The organism is Cesiribacter sp. SM1 (assembly GCF_020178975.1).
GTDB lineage: Bacteria > Bacteroidota > Bacteroidia > Cytophagales > Cyclobacteriaceae > Cesiribacter.
The window spans coordinates 206,820-224,920 of the sequence record NZ_JAHXBU010000045.1; the positions used below are offsets into that span (position 1 = coordinate 206,820).

The 18,101-nt window shown below is 46.0% G+C and carries 10 protein-coding genes; 1 reads left to right on the forward strand and 9 read right to left on the reverse strand.

The annotated features are described in order from the left end of the window. Positions 1–270: 270 nt before the first annotated feature. The 8 genes from KWJ01_RS09995 to KWJ01_RS10030 all read right to left on the reverse strand — a co-directional run bounded on the left by KWJ01_RS09995 (position 271) and on the right by KWJ01_RS10030 (position 14,310). Complete coding sequence (locus KWJ01_RS09995; protein WP_224996292.1) at positions 271–1,056, reverse strand: copper homeostasis protein CutC; 786 nt, start codon at positions 1,054–1,056, stop codon at positions 271–273. A 4-nt stretch (positions 1,057–1,060) separates the two neighbouring features. Continuing rightward, positions 1,061–2,038: an isoaspartyl peptidase/L-asparaginase family protein gene (locus KWJ01_RS10000; RefSeq protein ID WP_224996293.1), complete on the reverse strand. Its 978-nt coding sequence runs from the start codon at positions 2,036–2,038 to the stop codon at positions 1,061–1,063. Between the two features lie 101 nt (positions 2,039–2,139). Further along, entirely contained in the window at positions 2,140–3,021 is an 882-nt protein-coding gene (locus KWJ01_RS10005) for an ROK family protein (protein WP_224996294.1), read from the reverse strand. Positions 3,022–3,630: 609 nt separating this feature from the next. Beyond that, entirely contained in the window at positions 3,631–5,112 is a 1,482-nt protein-coding gene (locus tag KWJ01_RS10010; RefSeq protein WP_224996295.1) for an alpha-L-fucosidase, read from the reverse strand. A 134-nt stretch (positions 5,113–5,246) separates the two neighbouring features. Next, positions 5,247–6,707: an alpha-L-fucosidase gene (locus KWJ01_RS10015; RefSeq protein WP_224996296.1), complete on the reverse strand. Its 1,461-nt coding sequence runs from the start codon at positions 6,705–6,707 to the stop codon at positions 5,247–5,249. An 85-nt stretch (positions 6,708–6,792) separates the two neighbouring features. Further along, a complete protein-coding gene (locus tag KWJ01_RS10020) occupies positions 6,793–9,252 on the reverse strand; it encodes an alpha/beta hydrolase-fold protein (protein ID WP_224996297.1) in 2,460 nt (819 codons plus the stop codon). Positions 9,253–9,390: 138 nt separating this feature from the next. Then, positions 9,391–10,935, reverse strand: coding sequence for a SusD/RagB family nutrient-binding outer membrane lipoprotein (locus KWJ01_RS10025; RefSeq protein ID WP_224996298.1), 1,545 nt, complete (start codon positions 10,933–10,935; stop codon positions 9,391–9,393). 39 nt (positions 10,936–10,974) lie between these two features. Further along, positions 10,975–14,310 carry a SusC/RagA family TonB-linked outer membrane protein gene (locus tag KWJ01_RS10030; RefSeq protein ID WP_224996299.1) on the reverse strand — a complete coding sequence of 1,112 codons (3,336 nt, stop codon included), beginning with the start codon at positions 14,308–14,310 and terminating at the stop codon, positions 10,975–10,977. A 683-nt stretch (positions 14,311–14,993) separates the two neighbouring features. On the opposite strand from KWJ01_RS10030, the gene KWJ01_RS10035 reads away from it, so the two are divergent. Continuing rightward, positions 14,994–16,067: a substrate-binding domain-containing protein gene (locus KWJ01_RS10035; protein ID WP_224996300.1), complete on the forward strand. Its 1,074-nt coding sequence runs from the start codon at positions 14,994–14,996 to the stop codon at positions 16,065–16,067. A gap of 1,022 nt (positions 16,068–17,089) precedes the next feature. Here the strand turns inward: KWJ01_RS10035 and KWJ01_RS10040 are convergent. After that, complete coding sequence (locus tag KWJ01_RS10040; protein ID WP_224996301.1) at positions 17,090–18,067, reverse strand: cyclase family protein; 978 nt, start codon at positions 18,065–18,067, stop codon at positions 17,090–17,092. Between the last annotated feature and the right edge of the window lie 34 nt (positions 18,068–18,101).

Consider the following 18,101-nt stretch of genomic DNA (forward strand, 5'->3'; position numbering starts at 1 on the left):
AAAAATTTATTTTTTACCAGCAACAGATGCTCCCGCTCCTTCCACTTCCACGATGATAATTGTTCTAAAAGCCCTACAGCAACTAAAAAGAACGAGATGAATATTAGGCCTAAGCTAAATCGTTTTAGCAAATATGGAAATGGGTTACCCACCATTCTTAGAATTCTAATCTATGAAAATTATTTAAATGAATCAAACGTATAAAGGGGTTTAAAATAAAAAAACGGAAACGTTTGCATAACCTGGACTTATTTCTTCTTTAGCTGCGGTTTATAAAGCATTGTTGGCTTCTTCGCCCAGCCGGTAACTTTGATCTTTGCATGCTTTGCAGAGCCTGGCAATTAGCGCTGCATCTGCTATCATATTTTCATATTCTGACAGCTGTTGGGTTGCTGCCATGGCAAGCCCGTGGTTCCGGAAGTGCATCTGACTGCTTGTCCTGCTTCTGGCAGAGGCATGGTAAGCAGTTGCTCCAGTGCTGATGAGCAGTTCCTGGATGTTCTCTGCGCTGATCCCTCCTCCTGGCATCACGATCAGCCTGTTTGCAGCCCGTTGGACCAGTTTTGCCAGCAGGCTGGCTCCCGCCAGGGCCGATGGCTGCTGACCTGAAGTGAGCAGGCGATCAGCCTTTAAGCCAATCACATCCTCCAGGGCCTTGAAGGGATCCGGCGTCATATCAAAGGCCCGGTGAAAGGTAATGCTTAAGGGTGCCGCAATTGCTATTAGTTCAGCTGTTCGTACTACATCCACCTGACCGTCAGGCTTCAGCACGCCCAGCACTATGCCGGCTACGCCCAACGCTTTCGCTGTTTTGATATCCCGCTTCATAACGTCAAATTCATGTGCTGAATACAGAAAGTCGCCTCTGCGGGGACGAATCAGCACATGTACCGGGATATGGATACTTTTGCTGGTTATTTCAATCAGGCCGGCACTGGGTGTGAGTCCTCCCTCCGACAGGCCTGCACACAGCTCCACCCGCGTAGCACCCCCTGCCTGTGCCTGCAGGGCAGATTCCACAGAATCTACACAAATCTCAATCTCTGGCTCACGCATGTTACTAATACTTGCTTTTACCATCCAGCAAACTGGCACCTACCTTGTCCCGAACTGCATAATCAAAGCCGGAATGAATACAATAGCCACCATATTCCCCCTGTTTGTTCAGTGCAATAAAGCCAACCTGCAGATTGGAAACATCCTTATGCTTTTTGATGATCCTTTCCACAGCCAGTCTGCAGGCTTTCTCCGGAGCATTTCCCTGCCGCATCAGCTCCACCACCAGGTGACTTCCCACAGTACGGATTACCGCCTCGCCTAAACCTGTAGCCGTTGCAGCGCCTACTTCATTATCAACATACAAACCTGCTCCAATGATGGGAGAATCTCCCACACGCCCATGCATTTTGTAGGATGCACCGCTGGTTGTGCAGGCGCCGGCCAGATTGCCTTCCTCATCCAGCGCCAGCATACCAATCGTATCATGATTTTCAATGTTGATCACAGGCTGGTATTTAGATTCAATCAACCAGTTTTTCCAATCCTGTTCAGATTCAGGCGTCAGCAGGTTTTCTTTTTCAAACCCCTGCGAAAGCGCAAAGGCCAGGGCACCCTCTCCCACCAGCATTACGTGAGGTGTTTCTTCCATTACTTTTCTGGCAACCGCTATCGGATGCTTGATATGCTCCAGAAATGCCACCGCACCACAATTACTATCCTTATCCATAATACAGGCATCCAGCGTTACTTTTCCTTCACGATCGGGGTAACCGCCATACCCAACAGTGCGCACCTGCGGATCTGCCTCAGGCACCATTACGCCGGCCTCCACGGCATCTAAAGCACTGCCTCCCTTTGATAGAATGGCCCAGGCGGCCTCATTTGCCGGCAAGCCATGATTCCAGGTAGAGATGACCAGTGGCTTGTTGATACGGCTCTTTTTTAAAGTAGTGGCAAAGGCACGCTCAACCGGATAAAGGCCAGTTGCCAGCAAGGTGCCCAGGGCTGTAAACTTCAGAAAGTTTCTTCTGTTGCTCATGCTTGTTTCTTTATAAAAGCTTTTATCTCTGCATGTATTCATGGAGCAGAACAAAGCTGCACCTGCTACAAATACTGTTCATAATCACTGACTGCAGAACCTCACTTCAATATTTCCTGGAGGGGGATTATGTTCTTGTGTTTTATCTCAAAAAGTGCTGCAGCACCTAATAAGGCTGCATTGTCTACTTTAGAGCATGCTATGACCAACCGATCGAGCACGCGTTTGAAAGGAAACGTTTGCACACTTTCTTCCATGGCCTCTTTAAAATAAGGGTAGCAGGCACTCACAGAGCCTCCCAGAAAAACTGCTTCCGGAGAGAGAGCATACAATATTAGTTTGATAGCCTCTCCAATATGATGTCCCAGCTGTTTTAAGATTTCAAGCGCATGTCTATCTCCTTGCTGTGCCATCGAATGTACCTCTGCGCCGGATATACCAAACTTGTCAAGAAAGAATTTTCCGCTGCAATAGGCTTCGATGGTTTGATCGAGATATTGAATACTGCCAAATTCTCCGGCGCTTGATAGTGTGCCGGAATACAGTGCCTCATCAATAATAATTCCTACTCCAAACCCAGTACCAAGTGTAATGCCTACTACATTTTTACAGCCTTTTGCCCTGCCGAACATTTTTTCACCTAAGATAAACGTATTGGCATCATTGGTTAAATAAACAGGCTTTTTAAAGTAATCTTCGAGAATCTTTTTCAGAGGCACCTCTTTCCAGGATGGAATGTTTGTTATATCATACACGATCCCCTGTTCCTCATCCACCAGGCCGGGTATTCCAATACCAATACCAGCTATCTCTGGCTCCATCAGTTGCTCAATGCCCATGATAATGCTGTTGATGATCTTTTTCCTGGGCGCGTGTGCAGCAGTAGCCAGCTTCATTTCTTCCACAATCCTTCCCTGATGGAACACCCCCATATGTATTTTGGTACCTCCTATGTCAACTGCTAAAACCTTTTGCGTATGCATGCCAAATTTCATTTAACTGTAAAACAGATGGGCATCGTATTTTTTATATCCGGGTCTTGAAGGTGAGCCATCTTCCGAACTAGCAGATCCAGACCTTCTTCAGCGCATGTTTTTCTTTTTCTAAATCCAGTACCAGCACTTCTCCTGCAGTCTTAAAAAGCCATCATAACCATACCTATTGTAGGCTTTAAACTTCAATTCTATACAGGGATTGCTATACATATAGAGGGCTTCCCGGTTGGAATGTACAGAAATATCTGTAAGTTAATTTTCCCTGCATGCTCCAGCTTTCTTCCCCTGCGTTACTACTGAAAGTAACAGAGAGAAAAGTTATGTGCGCGGGCACACAGCCCAAATATGCACTATTTTTGTGAAGATCGAAATTTATTTCTCCTATCTTCATTTTAACAATCAAAGTTTTATGTTCTGTACCAGTCAGGCAATTCCAACGGCAATTAATTGCTGATGGTGTAAAAAACCAGAAAGCTTTTCGAAGGCTTTCTGGTTAGTAACAATCAAACCAACCTACACTTTAAAGTATCATCAGCGCTTTTCAGGTGCTTTCTTTGAAACCTATACCAGCCCTACTAGCCTGGCACTTCATTATTTCTAATAAACAGCCACCTGAGAAATAAGCGGGCTTGCCTTGGCGTCTTTTATCCTGATCCTGATTTTATCTGTCTCTACCGGCTCATTCAGTTTAAGAATACGTTTATAACCCAGGGTGCTTGCTGCTGCTACCGGTACCCAGGCCTGATTTTTCCATGCCTCTACAGAGAAGGATTTAACACGCTGGCCAAGCCGGATGTATTCCTGGAGCACTACATATTTTACAGTTTGTACCTTACCTAATTGTATTTCTATACTGCCGGACTTAACACCATCGTCTGTGGTCCAATAAGTATCCTCATCACCGTCTGTAAGCTGCGAAGGTGCGTAGGCTGCTGAATTTCCCCGGTAAGAATCTGCTGTAGCCACAGCATTTTCGGCCAGGTTTGTTTTGAAGGCTTCATCAAGCATGCTTCTCCAGGCTTTAAGTGTGGCTATATCAGCTTCATGAATAAGCCCCCTGCGGTCTGGCGGTATGTTCAAAAGCAAGCTAGACCCCCGACCCACTGAGGCCAGGTAGATCTCAAACAGCTTTTCAGGAGATTTTACCAGGGAATCTTCCCGGGCATGGTAAAACCAGCCCGGACGAATGGAAGTATTTACTTCTGCAGGGATCCATTGTGCTCCATTTTCTGATCCTGTGTTCAGCAACTTTTCTATACCTGCTTTGCCGGCATACAGGGTATCACTGCTAATGGTATTCCAGTTTGTTTCGCCACCTACACCGGCTTCATTGCCACACCAGCGTATGTCAGGACCGGCGTCGCTAAAAAAGAGCACTGCAGGTTGTGGCTGCGTTGCCCGCACCAGATCGAGGGTAACTGGCCAGCCATAGTAGCTGGAACGGTCAATTTTTCTTTCTTCCCGGGCACCACCATAATACCCGTCTCCTCCATTGGCCCCATCGAACCACATTTCAAACACCGGTCCATAGGTGGAGAACAGCTCTTTAAGCTGGTTACGGTAGTATGCTACATAAGAAGCCTGGCCATAATCTGCCCGGTTACGGTCCCAGGGCGACAGGTAGATGCCAAACTTCAGTCCATGCTGCCTACAGGCTTCCGCTACTTCCTTTACCACATCTCCCTGCCCGTTTTTGTAAGGACTGTTTTTAACGGAATGCTCTGTATACTTGCTGGGCCAGAGGCAAAAGCCATCATGGTGCTTTACAGTCAGGATGACCCCCTTAAAACCAGCTTCTTTTAGTGTTGTAACCCACTGATCGGCATCCAGCTGCGAGGGGTTAAAAATGTCGGGACTTTCATCGCCATACCCCCACTCCAGATCAGTGAATGTATTGGTGGTAAAATGGATGAAAGCGTTCATCTCCATTTCGTGCCAGTCTAGCTGTGCTTCTGAAGGAACAGGAAAAACAGGTTCGGGTGCAGGCGGAGTGTTCTCTACTTGTTTATTAGGAGAACAGGAGAAAACACTCCAAAGAAAAAGGATGGTGGGTAAAAGTGTCTGTTTTTTCAGTTCCATTATACGTAATCCTTAAGAATTTTGGGCTCTTACTCCACCTCTTTGCTGTAAGTAGGTGCTGTTACCTTCCCCCTTAGGTAAATTGATCGGTAAACCTGTAAATCAGTAACAGCATGAGCATTATAAGCGTATCACTAATTTTTGTCAGCAACAAAAGAAAAAGCCAAAGCCGGATAGCTTGCGTTCTTTATTAGAGATGCAGGCAGGTATACTTTTACCTTATCTCCCTCCTGTACCCACTTCACAGTTTTGCCGTTCTGCAGCAGCTTTATTTTACTTCCTTTTTTTGGTCTATTCCCGCTCCATTCAATGCTTGGGGGCAAGGGTTCATTTTCTGCCAGGCAGGCAATTGCATAATGATATCCGCTTTTATCCCTGGTGAAAAATACTGCACCATCCTGATAGTGATCTATAGTTCGGGTATTGTAGATTGCCTCTCCATTCACTTCTAACCAGTCTCCGATCTCCCCGAGACGGTTTTCCACTATCTCTGGTAAGGTGCCATCCGGTTTTGGGCCGATGCCCAGTAGCAGACTCCCCCCTTTGGCTACTACCTCCACCAGGGAATGAATAATTGTGGCTGAAGATTTAAACTCATCTTTGGGTACATAGCCCCAGTTATTGGCCAGGGGTATGCAGCTTTCCCAGGGATGGTCTATTTTCCTGTCGGGGATGCTGCGCTCTGGGGTCTGGTAGTTTTCATAGGGGCCATGCACAGTACGGTCTACCATCAGCAGGCCAGGCTGTGCTTCTCGTGCCATTGCAGCAATGCGTGGCATGTCTATGTCCTGACTCCAGTCGGGAATGGGCGCTCCCCATGACAGTACTTCCTTATTAACAGTTTCCTTTGGCCGCACCCAGCCACCATCCAGCCACAGTATATCCATGGTACCGTAATTGTGCATTAATTCGCTTATCTGGTTATAGGTGAATTGCTTGTACTGGTTCCAGCGCCAGGCATACTTACGGATATCGTAATTGTTGTTCCGGTTTGCAGTGGCATATTTGGGCCACCAATAGTATTCAGAGTGCCAGTCAGGTTTAGAAAAGTAGGCACCGATCATGAATCCCTCCTGCCGGAAGGCATTAAACACGTATTTCGCCACATCCGCACGTGGGTTCCCGGCGAAAGGGCCGCTGGTTATTTTAAAATCCGTCTGCTGGGTATCAAACATGTTGAAACCATCATGGTGCTTGGTGGTGAAAACCAGGTAACGCATGCCGGCACTTTTCGCTACTTCTGCCCAATGTTCAGGATTAAAATTTACTGGATTAAACTCTTTGTGCAGTCCCCAGTACCATTGTTTAAAGTCGTGGTAGGAAACAGTGCTGTCGCGTTCAATCCAGTCTTCCGAGCACAGCGCCCAGGATTCGATAATTCCCGGAACTGCATACAGGCCCCAGTGGATGATAACGCCAAACTTCTGATCACGCCACTTTTCCAGCTTTGCCAATACCTGGGGATCTTCCGGGTACTCATAAGTAGCTGACTGGTGGTGAATATTATCTACCTGAGCCTGCACCGGGGTTATACACAGCATCAGCAGGAGAAGACATACTATCACCAACACAAGCTTGTTTAATCGATTCATCATACCTTTTACCTTTTGCTGCCTCACCACCCGGGGGACCAATCTATAGACAATCTATACCCATGGAGGCCAGGCATGCCCTGATTCCTTATTGAACTACTGATTCTCCCTTCTCCAGGCTCCAGTCGTTTCCATAAAAGCCTGCCACTTTCACTTCACTATGACCTTTTTCCAGCATCTTACTTGAAAATATCATATAATCTGGAAATCCGCTGCCTCCGGAAAAATACTGATTGGCATCTGCAGCTTTCATCCCTTCCAACCCAGTTCCGCTCACCACAGCCACCGAGGCGATAGGGCTGTCTTTACGGGGCCACATAAAATAGGCACCCAGATTATTACCACTGTACTTTTTACCGCCTACCTGCACAGCGCCTCTTTGCACCTGGATAGGACAGTCCCTTAAAAGTTTATTCCAGGCTTTGTTTGTACTGGCATTACCATACAGTACAACTCCCCGGTCGGGATAATCCGCAGGCCGGAAATCTTTATCCGCTACAATATCTACGGCCCCATTGCCTCTGTAGTACCATACCTCGGCGTCGTAGCGGGCTTTGTGGTACGACCAGTCATTTTCTTCCCGACTGCCGCCTGTGCTATAAACAAAGAGCATGCGGTGATTGAAAGGTTCTTTAAAGGTGCCGTTCCGCTGGGTGCCTTTCAGTGCCGGAGATGGCTTTTGACCAATCCGCCATTGCAGATCCTTTTGCAGGTACAGCACCCGTTCAGCTCCATTTAGCACATAGCGGATAGCTTCCTGCTCATCCAGCAAAAGCTGAAGGGTATCCCCGGCAGTAAAATCATCCAGCTCGATCCCCAGCACCGACACATTCTCAGTCTTGCCTGAAATAGTCTTTTTCTTTTTATTCCTCACAAGCTGAACCCGGCTGTATTTCAGGGGAGTTTGCTGCTGCTGTACAGATACCCAATGATAACTGGCGGAAACGGCTGGGTTGGCGGTAGTAAAGTTGATGTTGTTAACAGCACTGTCTGCCTGAATGCTGTGCCATTTAAAATAGTCAAAAATGGGAGGCCAATCTACACTTTCATTGCCGAACCAGTGCGATCCGCCTGGATATTCATAATAGCTGAAATCTTTGTGATAGGAAGAAAGTAATTCACGCATCTGGCGGGCGTACTCTACAGAAACCACTTTGTCGCTATCGCCGTGGTGAATGTAGATACCACCTGCACTATAATTGGGGGCCAGTTCGAATACATTGCTGGGATTGCTGGCCTGGAGCAGTATGTCTTCTATATGTGATTTTCCCTTTTCCGGAATTTTACCATCGGCAGAGCCATAGGCTGCCAGGGATGGATAACCTGCACAGGGGGCAATTGCGGCCCATTTACCAGGAAAAGTTGCTCCCAGATACCAGGTACCGTGCCCTCCCATTGAGTGGCCTGTTAAATAGATTTGTTGAGGATCAGGCTTAAACTTTTCCGAGGCAATTTCCAGTACTTCAAGTGCATCCAGCCTGCCCCAGTCTTCCCAGTTAAAGCCGCGTGGCCGCCTGTTTGTGGGTGCCACCAGCACGCCCCAGTCTTTTGGCTGGTAGGCCCTTGCCTGCCCGATGGCCTCCACTCCGGCACCATGCACTGAAAGGAATAAAGCACCTGGCCCGCCACTTTGCTTTTGCCGGGGAGCCACACCATAATACTGTACACTACCATCAATGTCGCTGATGAAGGTATTGCTGTAATGCTCAAGTGCTTCTACCGCATCAAGTTTTATTTCCTTTTCATCCAGCACTTTCCCTTTTTGTATCAGGCTAACTTTGCCGGTATAGTGTCCTTTTTTTTGAACATTGCCTGCATCGATCCGGAATCCTACTTTACGGATGGTCATCGGGGGTACCTCCGGCAGGCTGGTAACCAGTTCCTTACCCTCCAACCGATGCCTGATCTGCAGATTTTTTGCTGGCAGCTGTGAAGCATTGATCACGACCATTGCGCCCCATAAGGCTTCCTTGTTTTCTCCTACAACAATATGGGGAAGTGTGGGATCTTCGGTATTTAGCTTAACACCTTCTCCGGATAGTATCAGCGCTGCCTCAATTCCCTGCCAGGCCGAAAATCTGGAACCTCGTACATACAGCTCATTGATCCCTTTCTTTAGCTGTACCGGCAGGTATAACCAGTTGTCTCCATAGATATCTCCCGAACGCGGCTCACCATTAAAGTACAGCATGCTGTGGCCTGACACATGCAGCAGGGCAATTGCATCCTGCGCTGCCTCATAAGTTAAGTAGATATACCCATTGGCCAGCGACCTTTCTTTAAACTTTTGTTCTTCATTAACTTTGATGGATTTCCAGCTAACAGCTTCATGATCTGCCGGGCTAAATACCTGTTGCCCTTCAGCAGGGGTTTTCAAAGCTCCTTTGTTCAATTCATAGGCCAGCTGATCTGTGTACAAGGCCTCTCTGCCGTAATGATGACTGTTTTCCGCCACTAATCCTTCAGTAAACTGATGTACCTGCTGAGCCTGCAGCTGGAGTGACAGAATCAAAAGCACCGGCACAAGAAGGCATTTATCCAATTTCATTTGTATTTGATTCTTTAATGTACCTTAATTTTATACAGGAATGGATATCAGAATGCGTAACTGCACACGCTTTAAAGAAATAGCAGGAAAAAAGAGATCACCATGCTTTCAGGTAATCTCTTTTAACATTATATCATCTTATTGAACATCCCAGAAGATTTCGGTATCGCGCAAATCCTTTGCCCGCACCTGCTCGTAGTTGTCAGCATTGAATGCTTTCTCACTATCGGGATATACCAGGCGCAGTGGAGGCAACTCGTAGCCAGGCATTGTGGCTGGCGTAAAGGTAAGGTCAGGATAGCCTGTTCGCCTTAGTTCAGACCAGCTTTGCACGGATTGCAGAAAACCAAAATGCACCCACTTTTGTGTCCATATCTTCTCCAACTTTTCCTCCTGGGTACCGGCATAAGCAACTGCGGGTTCAGCCAAAAAGCTATTCATCTCTTCTGCTGTTGGTGGTGTTAAAGGTGCTTTAGGATTTGCGTTAAGGCTATTCAGATAGTAGTAAAACCTTACCGACTGCTCCAGGGCTTGCTCATAAGCAGCCTGTGCATCTCCTCCACCCCAGCGTTCAAAAGCTTCAGCTTTTAGTAGATTAACTTCGGCGGCCGTTATTACAATGCCTGGCAGCTTTGAGTTCAGCAGGAAAGTAGAAGAATCGATCACTGCATACATGCCAATGTTCTGCTGCTGTTGTTCTGATCCCAAATTCTGCGGCAAGCCTCTGTACTCTGTGTTTCCGGTATTTTTGTCGAACAGAACAGGGATGCGAGGATCATTGGCAGGCTTCAGCACCTCCTCCAACATAAATTCCGGAGCGGAATAATTTGTCAGCTCAGTCATGGCATTTCTAAGGTCATTTGTATTGTTAGTGAGCGGACTTAACAGCACATTGTATTCAGGCTCATCTACCAATGGATACTGCCCCGGATTATTCAGCATTTCCATCACTTGCTGTTTTGCTCCTGCCTCATCCACAAAGGAGGTACGCATAAGCAAGCGCAGGCGGAGGGAGTTTGCATACCTTCTCCACTGATCAACATTTCCCTGCAACAGGATATCCTGTCTTTGAAAAGAAGCATTGGTTGAGGCGGTAGCCATGTAATCGGAGGCTTCTTTTAAGCCACTCAATATTGCGGCATATACATCTTCGGCCCTATCAAACTTCGGGCGCACTACTTTGCCAGTTAGGTTAAGGCTTCCGGCCTCGCTGAATGGAATATCGCCCCATAGATCTACCATTTGTGAGGCCTGGTCCAGCATCACCACTTTAGCTGCTTCCAGAAATATCCTGTTTGCATTTTTTTCCTCTTCAGACAAAGATTCATATGCATTTTGTATAGCCCTGTAATGAGCCATTACACCACCGCCATTGCCGCCTGGTCTGTAAAAATCCTGCCACCTGTCCTGGGTGTAGCTTCCATTTTGCTGGAAAACGCTATTTCCATTTAAATAAGCAACAGACTGGGTGTAGATGCCTGGATGCATAACAATAAAAGTACGGAGTTCCCAATAATTGGGACGTACCCGGTCGTTGTCCAGCATTTCAGTGAAAAACCCGCCAATGGACTGTGATGTAGTCTGATCGGGATTATAAAACTTATCTTCCAGTTCATCCTTACAGGCACTTAAACTTACTACAGCAGCCAGGGCACCAATGATATAAAGAGATATTTTTTTCATACTGAATGTTCTTTAAGATGATCTACCACTACTGTTCACTTAGAAACTAGCATTAATTTGGATACCATAACTTCTGGTAGCGGCACTGGAGCCTTCGTCGATTCCCTGCCTGTACCAGCTGCTTCCGATGGGCGCTTCAGGATCGAGGTTTTCCAGTGTTCTCCAGATATAGAACAGGTTACGTCCTACCAGCGAAAGCCGCACATTCTGGAATTTCAGCCGTTCGGTTAGGTTATTTGGCAATGTGTAGCCCAGCACCATTTCGCGCATTTTAACAAAGCTGTTATCATACACAGAACCCTTGCCGTTCCAGGCATCGGCACCCCAGTAAAAGGTGTTGATGTAATAATATGCAGCATCTACCAGGGTGGTATTTACTGCACCTTCTGCTGTTACACCTTCAAGCAGTACCCCATCGTGGTAAACAGTGCCTCCGTTGGGGGCAGTACTGGAATGATCTGGCAGCAGCACCTTTGTATTAGTATCATCGATGTAGTAGGGTAAACCGCCATGTTCCTGATCGCGGTACTGCAGAGTATTTTCATACATACCTGCTCCGGTAGCATATTTCATAGGGGTAGAAACAATCTGACCGCCTAAACGATAATCCACCAGCGCATCGAATGAAAATCCCTTATAGGAAATGGTATTGGAGATACCACCTGTTATTTTAGGTAAAATGTTTCCTGCTTTTTCATAGCGGGTTTTATCAATTACATATAATCCATTTTCACCTATGATGTAGTTGCCACTTTCGTCTGTAGCACGCGGAAAAACATAGATATTCCCCAGGGGTTCGCCTACCTCTGCCACTACACGAACGGCACTCTGCTCTGCATCATAGAATATGATTTGATCAAGGCCATCATATAGGCTGTGCACCCTGCTCCTGTTTATGGCAAAGTTTAATCGGGTGTCCCATATAACTTGCCTGGAAACAGGTGTGGCATTGAGTGCCAGTTCCCAACCTTCGCTCCTGATCTCACCTATATTGGATAGTATGGAACTGGCTCCGGTGGTAGATGGAAGGGCTAGTTCCAGAATCTGATCTTCTACCCTGCTGTTATAATAAGCCAAATCAAAGCCAAGTCGGTTGTTAAACAACCTGGCATCAAGGCCAAATTCCATCTCATACTTATTCTCTGACCTTAGGTCTTCGTTACCATAACTTGATTTGGCACTCAGGGAGGGCACCGGCCCATTTACTGTTTGCAGAGGCGTTTGTGAATAGGAAATGTTGGCCTGGTAGTATGGCGGTGCATTTCCTACTATTCCATAGGATGCTCTTACTTTACCAAAACTAAAAAACGAAGGCAAAGCAAATGCATCAGTAAAAACAAAGCCTGCATTAACAGATGGGTAAAAATATCCATTATTGGAAGGTGGCAGCGTTGAGGTGTATTCCTGCCTTCCTGTACCTTCCAGGAACAACATGTTTTTGTAGCTTAAGCTTAGGATTCCCAAGTATGCATACTTCAGCACCTCTGCACGGGTGGCAGATGTATTTGGCAAAGCAAACGAGTTATTCAAGCTAAACCAGTTTTCTGTAATCAGGCCACCATTTGTTCCTGACGACTGATCCCTGTAGTTTTCACTCCTGATCTGATAGCCTGCGTTTGCACTAACTTCAAAGTCACTCGTTATCTGATTGGCATAAGATAGTAATCCTTCACCATAGAGAATCGAATAGTTGCCTTTGGCAGTGCCATAATAACCAGTACTGTTGCTTCCGTTGAAGGCGATTGGATATTCGTTATGCTGCATTGTTTCAATAGCCCTGCTGGTGAAGTCATTTCCAACCCTTCCCCTGAACCTTAGATTTTTGATTATCTCATAATTCAGCGTTGCACTGGTAATGATGCGGTTTTGATATTCCTCTTCACTATTGCGAAGCTGGCTCCACAGGAAGTTTAGCACTTCTGGCCTGATGTTGTATGTAAGGGCTTCCTCAGGATTTCTGATGGCCTGATCAAAAGGCACAAACTTATAACCACTTGAAGTCTGGTACCTATCAAGCATCACAGACATATCTTCCGCCCGACTAAAAAAGCCATCGTAAGATGCAGTCAGTCTGTTGATTTGCATAGGCCTGTTTTTAGTGTAGCTGTTAACATAGTTAACCACCACATCAGTGCTTACCTTATTGCTAAGCTTCACCGTACTGTTCAAATTGAATGTATTACGTGAGAGTTTACCACCCCTTTGTATGCCTTCATAATCATTCCGTGTGTACGAAAGCCGGTAAGCTACCTTATCGTTCTGGTTTGATAGAGCGAGGTTCAGTACTGAATTAAAGCCTGTTTGGTAAAAGTCCTTGTAATTATCTGGTTGGGGAGAGTAAGCGCGCATGGTACCATCCCACCAGGGCACTAACCGGCCATCCATCCTGGGGCCAAACTGGGCGAAAGACCTAAAGTTAGGCCGTACTCCTTCAGCGGTTCCATCGCCATCGGCATCTACCGGTATCCATCCCTGTTCATCTGCTCCTACCAGAAGGTTTGTTTCCCTGTCGTAACCCGGCCCATACACATTCTGGTAGTTGGGTGTAAAGGCAACCTCTTCAACATTGTAGTTATAGTTAAGATCTACACCCAGGCCACGTGATTTTGTTCCCTTTTTAGTAGTAATAACGATTACACCACTTGCAGCATCAGATCCGTAAAGAGCCGTGGCACTGGCCCCTTTTAACACCGTCAGGCTTTCTATGTCTGTTGGGCTGATATCCAGAATACCATTTCCCCTGATTCTTTGGTCATCCCAAAAGCCACCGTTATTGAAGCCTGCTCTTCCTCTTTCTCCACTATCACGAATGAGAACCCCATCTACTACATACAAGGGCTGTGTGTTAAAATTAAGGGAGTTGATACCCCGGATTTGAACATTTACTCCACTGGTTGCCCCCCCCGGTGCTGTGGTTATCTTTACACCAGCGGCCTTTCCATAAAGCGCCGATGCAAAATTCGTATTACCTGTCTGGGTCAATTCTTCTGCACTAACCGTGCTGGTAGCATATCCTAAGGCTCTTTGCTCTCTCTCGATTCCCAATGCCGTTACCACCACCTCTTCCAGTGCCTTTACATCAGGCTCCATTGCAATATCAACAACAGACCGATTATGAATGGGCACTTCTTTTCTAACATACCCGATAAATGAAACAATCAGGGTATCTTTTCCCTGGGGCACCTGAAGTGAAAAGGTTCCATCCACACCCGTTGCAACGCCTGTGTTAGTCCCTTTGATCATTACAGCAACACCTGGCAGCGGCTGGCTTACCTCATCCGTTACTTTTCCTTTAATCATTCGCTGTGCCCAGGCAAGCTGACAGCAAAACATAAGAAAAGTAGTAATACTCCAAAAAATGTAACTTTTCTTCATACTGGTTTGGGTTAGTGAAATTTTAAGACAAGCTGGGAGTATGCTCTGCCACAGGAATTGGCAGATACCCTTTACACCCAGAAAAAGTTAAATTCTACTAATGGTACGGCACCAGAGGTAATGCTTTGCCAATCATGTTCCAGGGCACTTTTCTATTCACCAACAGAAAAGCTGATCAAGCTTTCCTTTTTCCCCACCCAGGTACTCCCGCCCTGCTTCTTTTTTAGATCATTCCTAAGGCCTCTTTCAGCCTCCTTTGCACTTGCTCAACTTCGTGGTTTTGGTACAATGTGCGTTGGTTAATGAGTACCTAAATCCAGGCCCTAAGTGAACAAGCCTTTCACCCTAAATACCGCAATGAGAGTTGACACCTAACAGCACATATTTCAGCGCTCTGTTTAGATGTAATGAATATGATAGATCAGGTAGTTATATGATCGAATATAAATGAGTGAAATTTAAAATACAAGAAAAATACAGGAAATGTGTGCGCACACACCGAATGTGTTTCCGCACACATGCATTGTAAGCTTTTTATGATGATTTTCCGCGTTTTGTTTGAGCTTGCCAATAATGCCTGTAATATTTATACCAAAGGAAAGGCAGCAGCGGCGTGAAGGCAACGTACTTCTATTTGGAACCTATGCCAGTTCTATCCTATATTTAATATTCATTCACCTTTGATGGGTCAGAAAAAGAACAGAATAAAAGACATTGCCTTCCATGCCGGTGTGTCGGTAGGCACTGTAGACCGTGTGCTCCATAACAGGGGGAGAGTTTCGGAGGAAGCCTTAAAAAAAGTGCAGGAGGCAATTATTAAAGTAGATTATAAACCCAACCTGATTGCCCGCACGCTTGGCTCGAGGAAGCGGCACTACATTGCTGCCATAATTCCTGATCCTTCCCTGGATGAATACTGGACACAATCCAGCCTGGGCATCAAACAATCTATCGCAGAGTGGGCGCCATACGATTTTCAGATCGATACTTATCACTTTAATTTGTACGATAAGAACTCGTTCAAAAGCATTAGCGAGGAGGTCTATCTTACAAAACCAGATGGTATTTTACTAGCTCCTATATTCTATAAGGAGACACTTCCCTTTTTAATGCTCTGCAAAACAGCTGGCATTCCTTATGTTCTCTTCAACTCAAACATCCCCGAGGCCTCTTCCCTGAGCTTTATCGGACAGAATTTATTGGAGAGTGGAAAAGTGGGAGGAGAACTTTGCCATATCGGTCATCACGGTCCTGGTACTTTCGCTATTCTTCATATTAATGAGAACATTCAGAACGCGGTACACTTACTGGAAAAGGAGAAAGGATTTCGAAAGTTTTTCGAAGAAAACCAGTCCGGAGGCGTCCAGGTGGTGTCATTAGACCTTGAGAGCTCCGAAGCTGCAAAAATTAACCAGGAAATTGAGTTGCTGGTAGCTGATCCGCAGTTAAAAGGAATTTTGGTAACCACCTCCAAAGGTCTTTCCATTGTTTCTGCATTTCTGGAAAGAAATGGAAAAAAAGGTATTCGCCTTGTCGGATATGATCTCCTGGAGGAAAATATTCGCTATCTGAAAGCTGGCATCATCGACTTTCTGATCAACCAGAACCCTAAACGCCAGGCTTTCCTGGGGATCCATCACCTGTCAAATTACCTCTTACTTAAGAAGGAACCACCTGCAATGGATCTTTTCCCCCTGGAGATTATCACGCCTCAAAACCTGGACTCATACCTGAACGCCAGGCTCCATTCATACTAAGCTGTTACACTTCTTAACTCAGTTATCTCTATTGTAACATTCGTTAAGGATTTAGGCTACTGATAGTCTACCTGTTATCATCTTCTACAGCTAAAGACAAGTCGTCATTCCCCTGAAGAGGGAGATCTGTCTGCTTTTACAGCTGAAATCACCATTCCTGTTTTGAGCTGACAGATCCCCGCCTGCGCGGGGATGACGATTAAGGAGCAACTGACACTGATGCTAACCCATAACTCACGTTATAATAGTACAGAATGCCATTTTCATATGGAGCGATGGGGCCTCCCTTGCTCAGCTCCGGAGAGCACAACTGGGATTACCTTGGCTAATGATTGATTAGCTACAGCAACAAGCACAGTAAAAACTGAAAATATTCTCATCAAGAGTTTTCATGAAGGCCGATACCTATGCATAAGAGACCAAAACTCCTGACGCAGTTCTACCTGCATTGACACACTGCAAGACTTTGTAACTGTTCCTTCAACCGATTCTTATGTTCCAGACAACAGAATGAGAGTATTCTGCAACAACCCTCGTAATCTATACCGATTATCGTGTCTTTGTCACATTTGGGGCAGCTCAATCCTTCCAGCATAGGTTTTAATATGAAATCTCTAATTTGCCTCTGCCTAAGGATATCTCCGGGATGTTCCAGAATATATTTGTTCATGACCTAAGTAACCTAAGCGGAAAGTTACGAACAGAAAAGCAATATAACAAAACGCAACATAACCCCTGCAGCCCCCTCATTTTCACGCAAAGCATTGCAGAACACCACCAGCCCGGTTCAGGAGGGCACGTACCGCTTCAAAAAGGTTTTCTGGCAGTGCAAAAAACTTTCTTAGACTCCAGCCTTAAACCTTTTTTTGGCTGTAGTAGCTGCCTGACCCGGGCCTGGCTCACAAGATTGATTGTATTCCATGAATGATGATCACCAGGATACCTGGCTCCCGTTCCAGACTGTTTTTTCCAGATGTTGGGCTTGAGCCCTGGCTTTGATCAACAGCACCCTATAAAGTCATTTATTTTATTGGAATAGCAATTGGTCGCATAGGAGATCCGCTGGCTCCTTTTAGTTTTAGGGAGGCTGCAATAAATGCAAACTTATACACCTTATCTGCCGCTAAGGATTCCAGTTGCATCTGCTCAATAAACATAACTCCCTTCTCTGCTAACAGGTAGGTATGCACAGGCACCCAGTTGTCTGATCGTTCTGGCGGAAAGGCCTCAAAACTTAAATTATCAGCCCCTAACAGCATTATTTTTTGGTCCTCCACCAGCCATTTTACTGCCTCTAGATTAATACCGGGATACTTATGCAGGTACTTGTCAGCATCGTGGTAGTGCTTTGCCTGGCCGGTTCGAATCAATACTACATCTCCGGCCTGTAGTTGTACATGTTGCTTTAGCAAAGCGCCTTTTAGATCACTGACACTGATGCGGTAATCTTCAGGCAGCCCTTCCATTCCCTTATAATCCGGAATATCAATTAAAACCCCACGTGCAATAACAGGTGGAATGGTTTCAGCCCCTGTTTTCAACCATCCTTTATCACCCAGGTGCTCCTCGGGACTAAAATTGTTCCAGATCCTGCCATTGAGCCCAAAGTGATTCAGGGCATCAATATGGGTACCCATGTGCGTGTACATGGAAATTGCGTCTCCGGTGTAACTTACCTTACTGTTCATGGCGATCCCAAGTCCATTGGGGTTATCTACAACAGTGCCTTTTGGGGTGTGGGTGAGCCAATACTGATAGCCAGGATCACCCAGTGCATGAAAGCTGGGCATTCCCACAAAGTAGTCGACACTAAGATCATAAACCTGCCCTGAGCTGATAGAAGCTAAAGCTGCTAGTCTCGAGGCAGGCGTCATCATATTTAGGGTGCCAATTTCATCCTCAGGTCCCCAGGGACTTTTCCCTGCCTGATCTGTTTGGGCATTGGCAGCCTGAAAGCCCAGTGCACTGATTGCTAAACTTAGCATGAGTTTGTTTTTCATTTGTACTTCATTTTGGTGACAGTACAAAATTCAT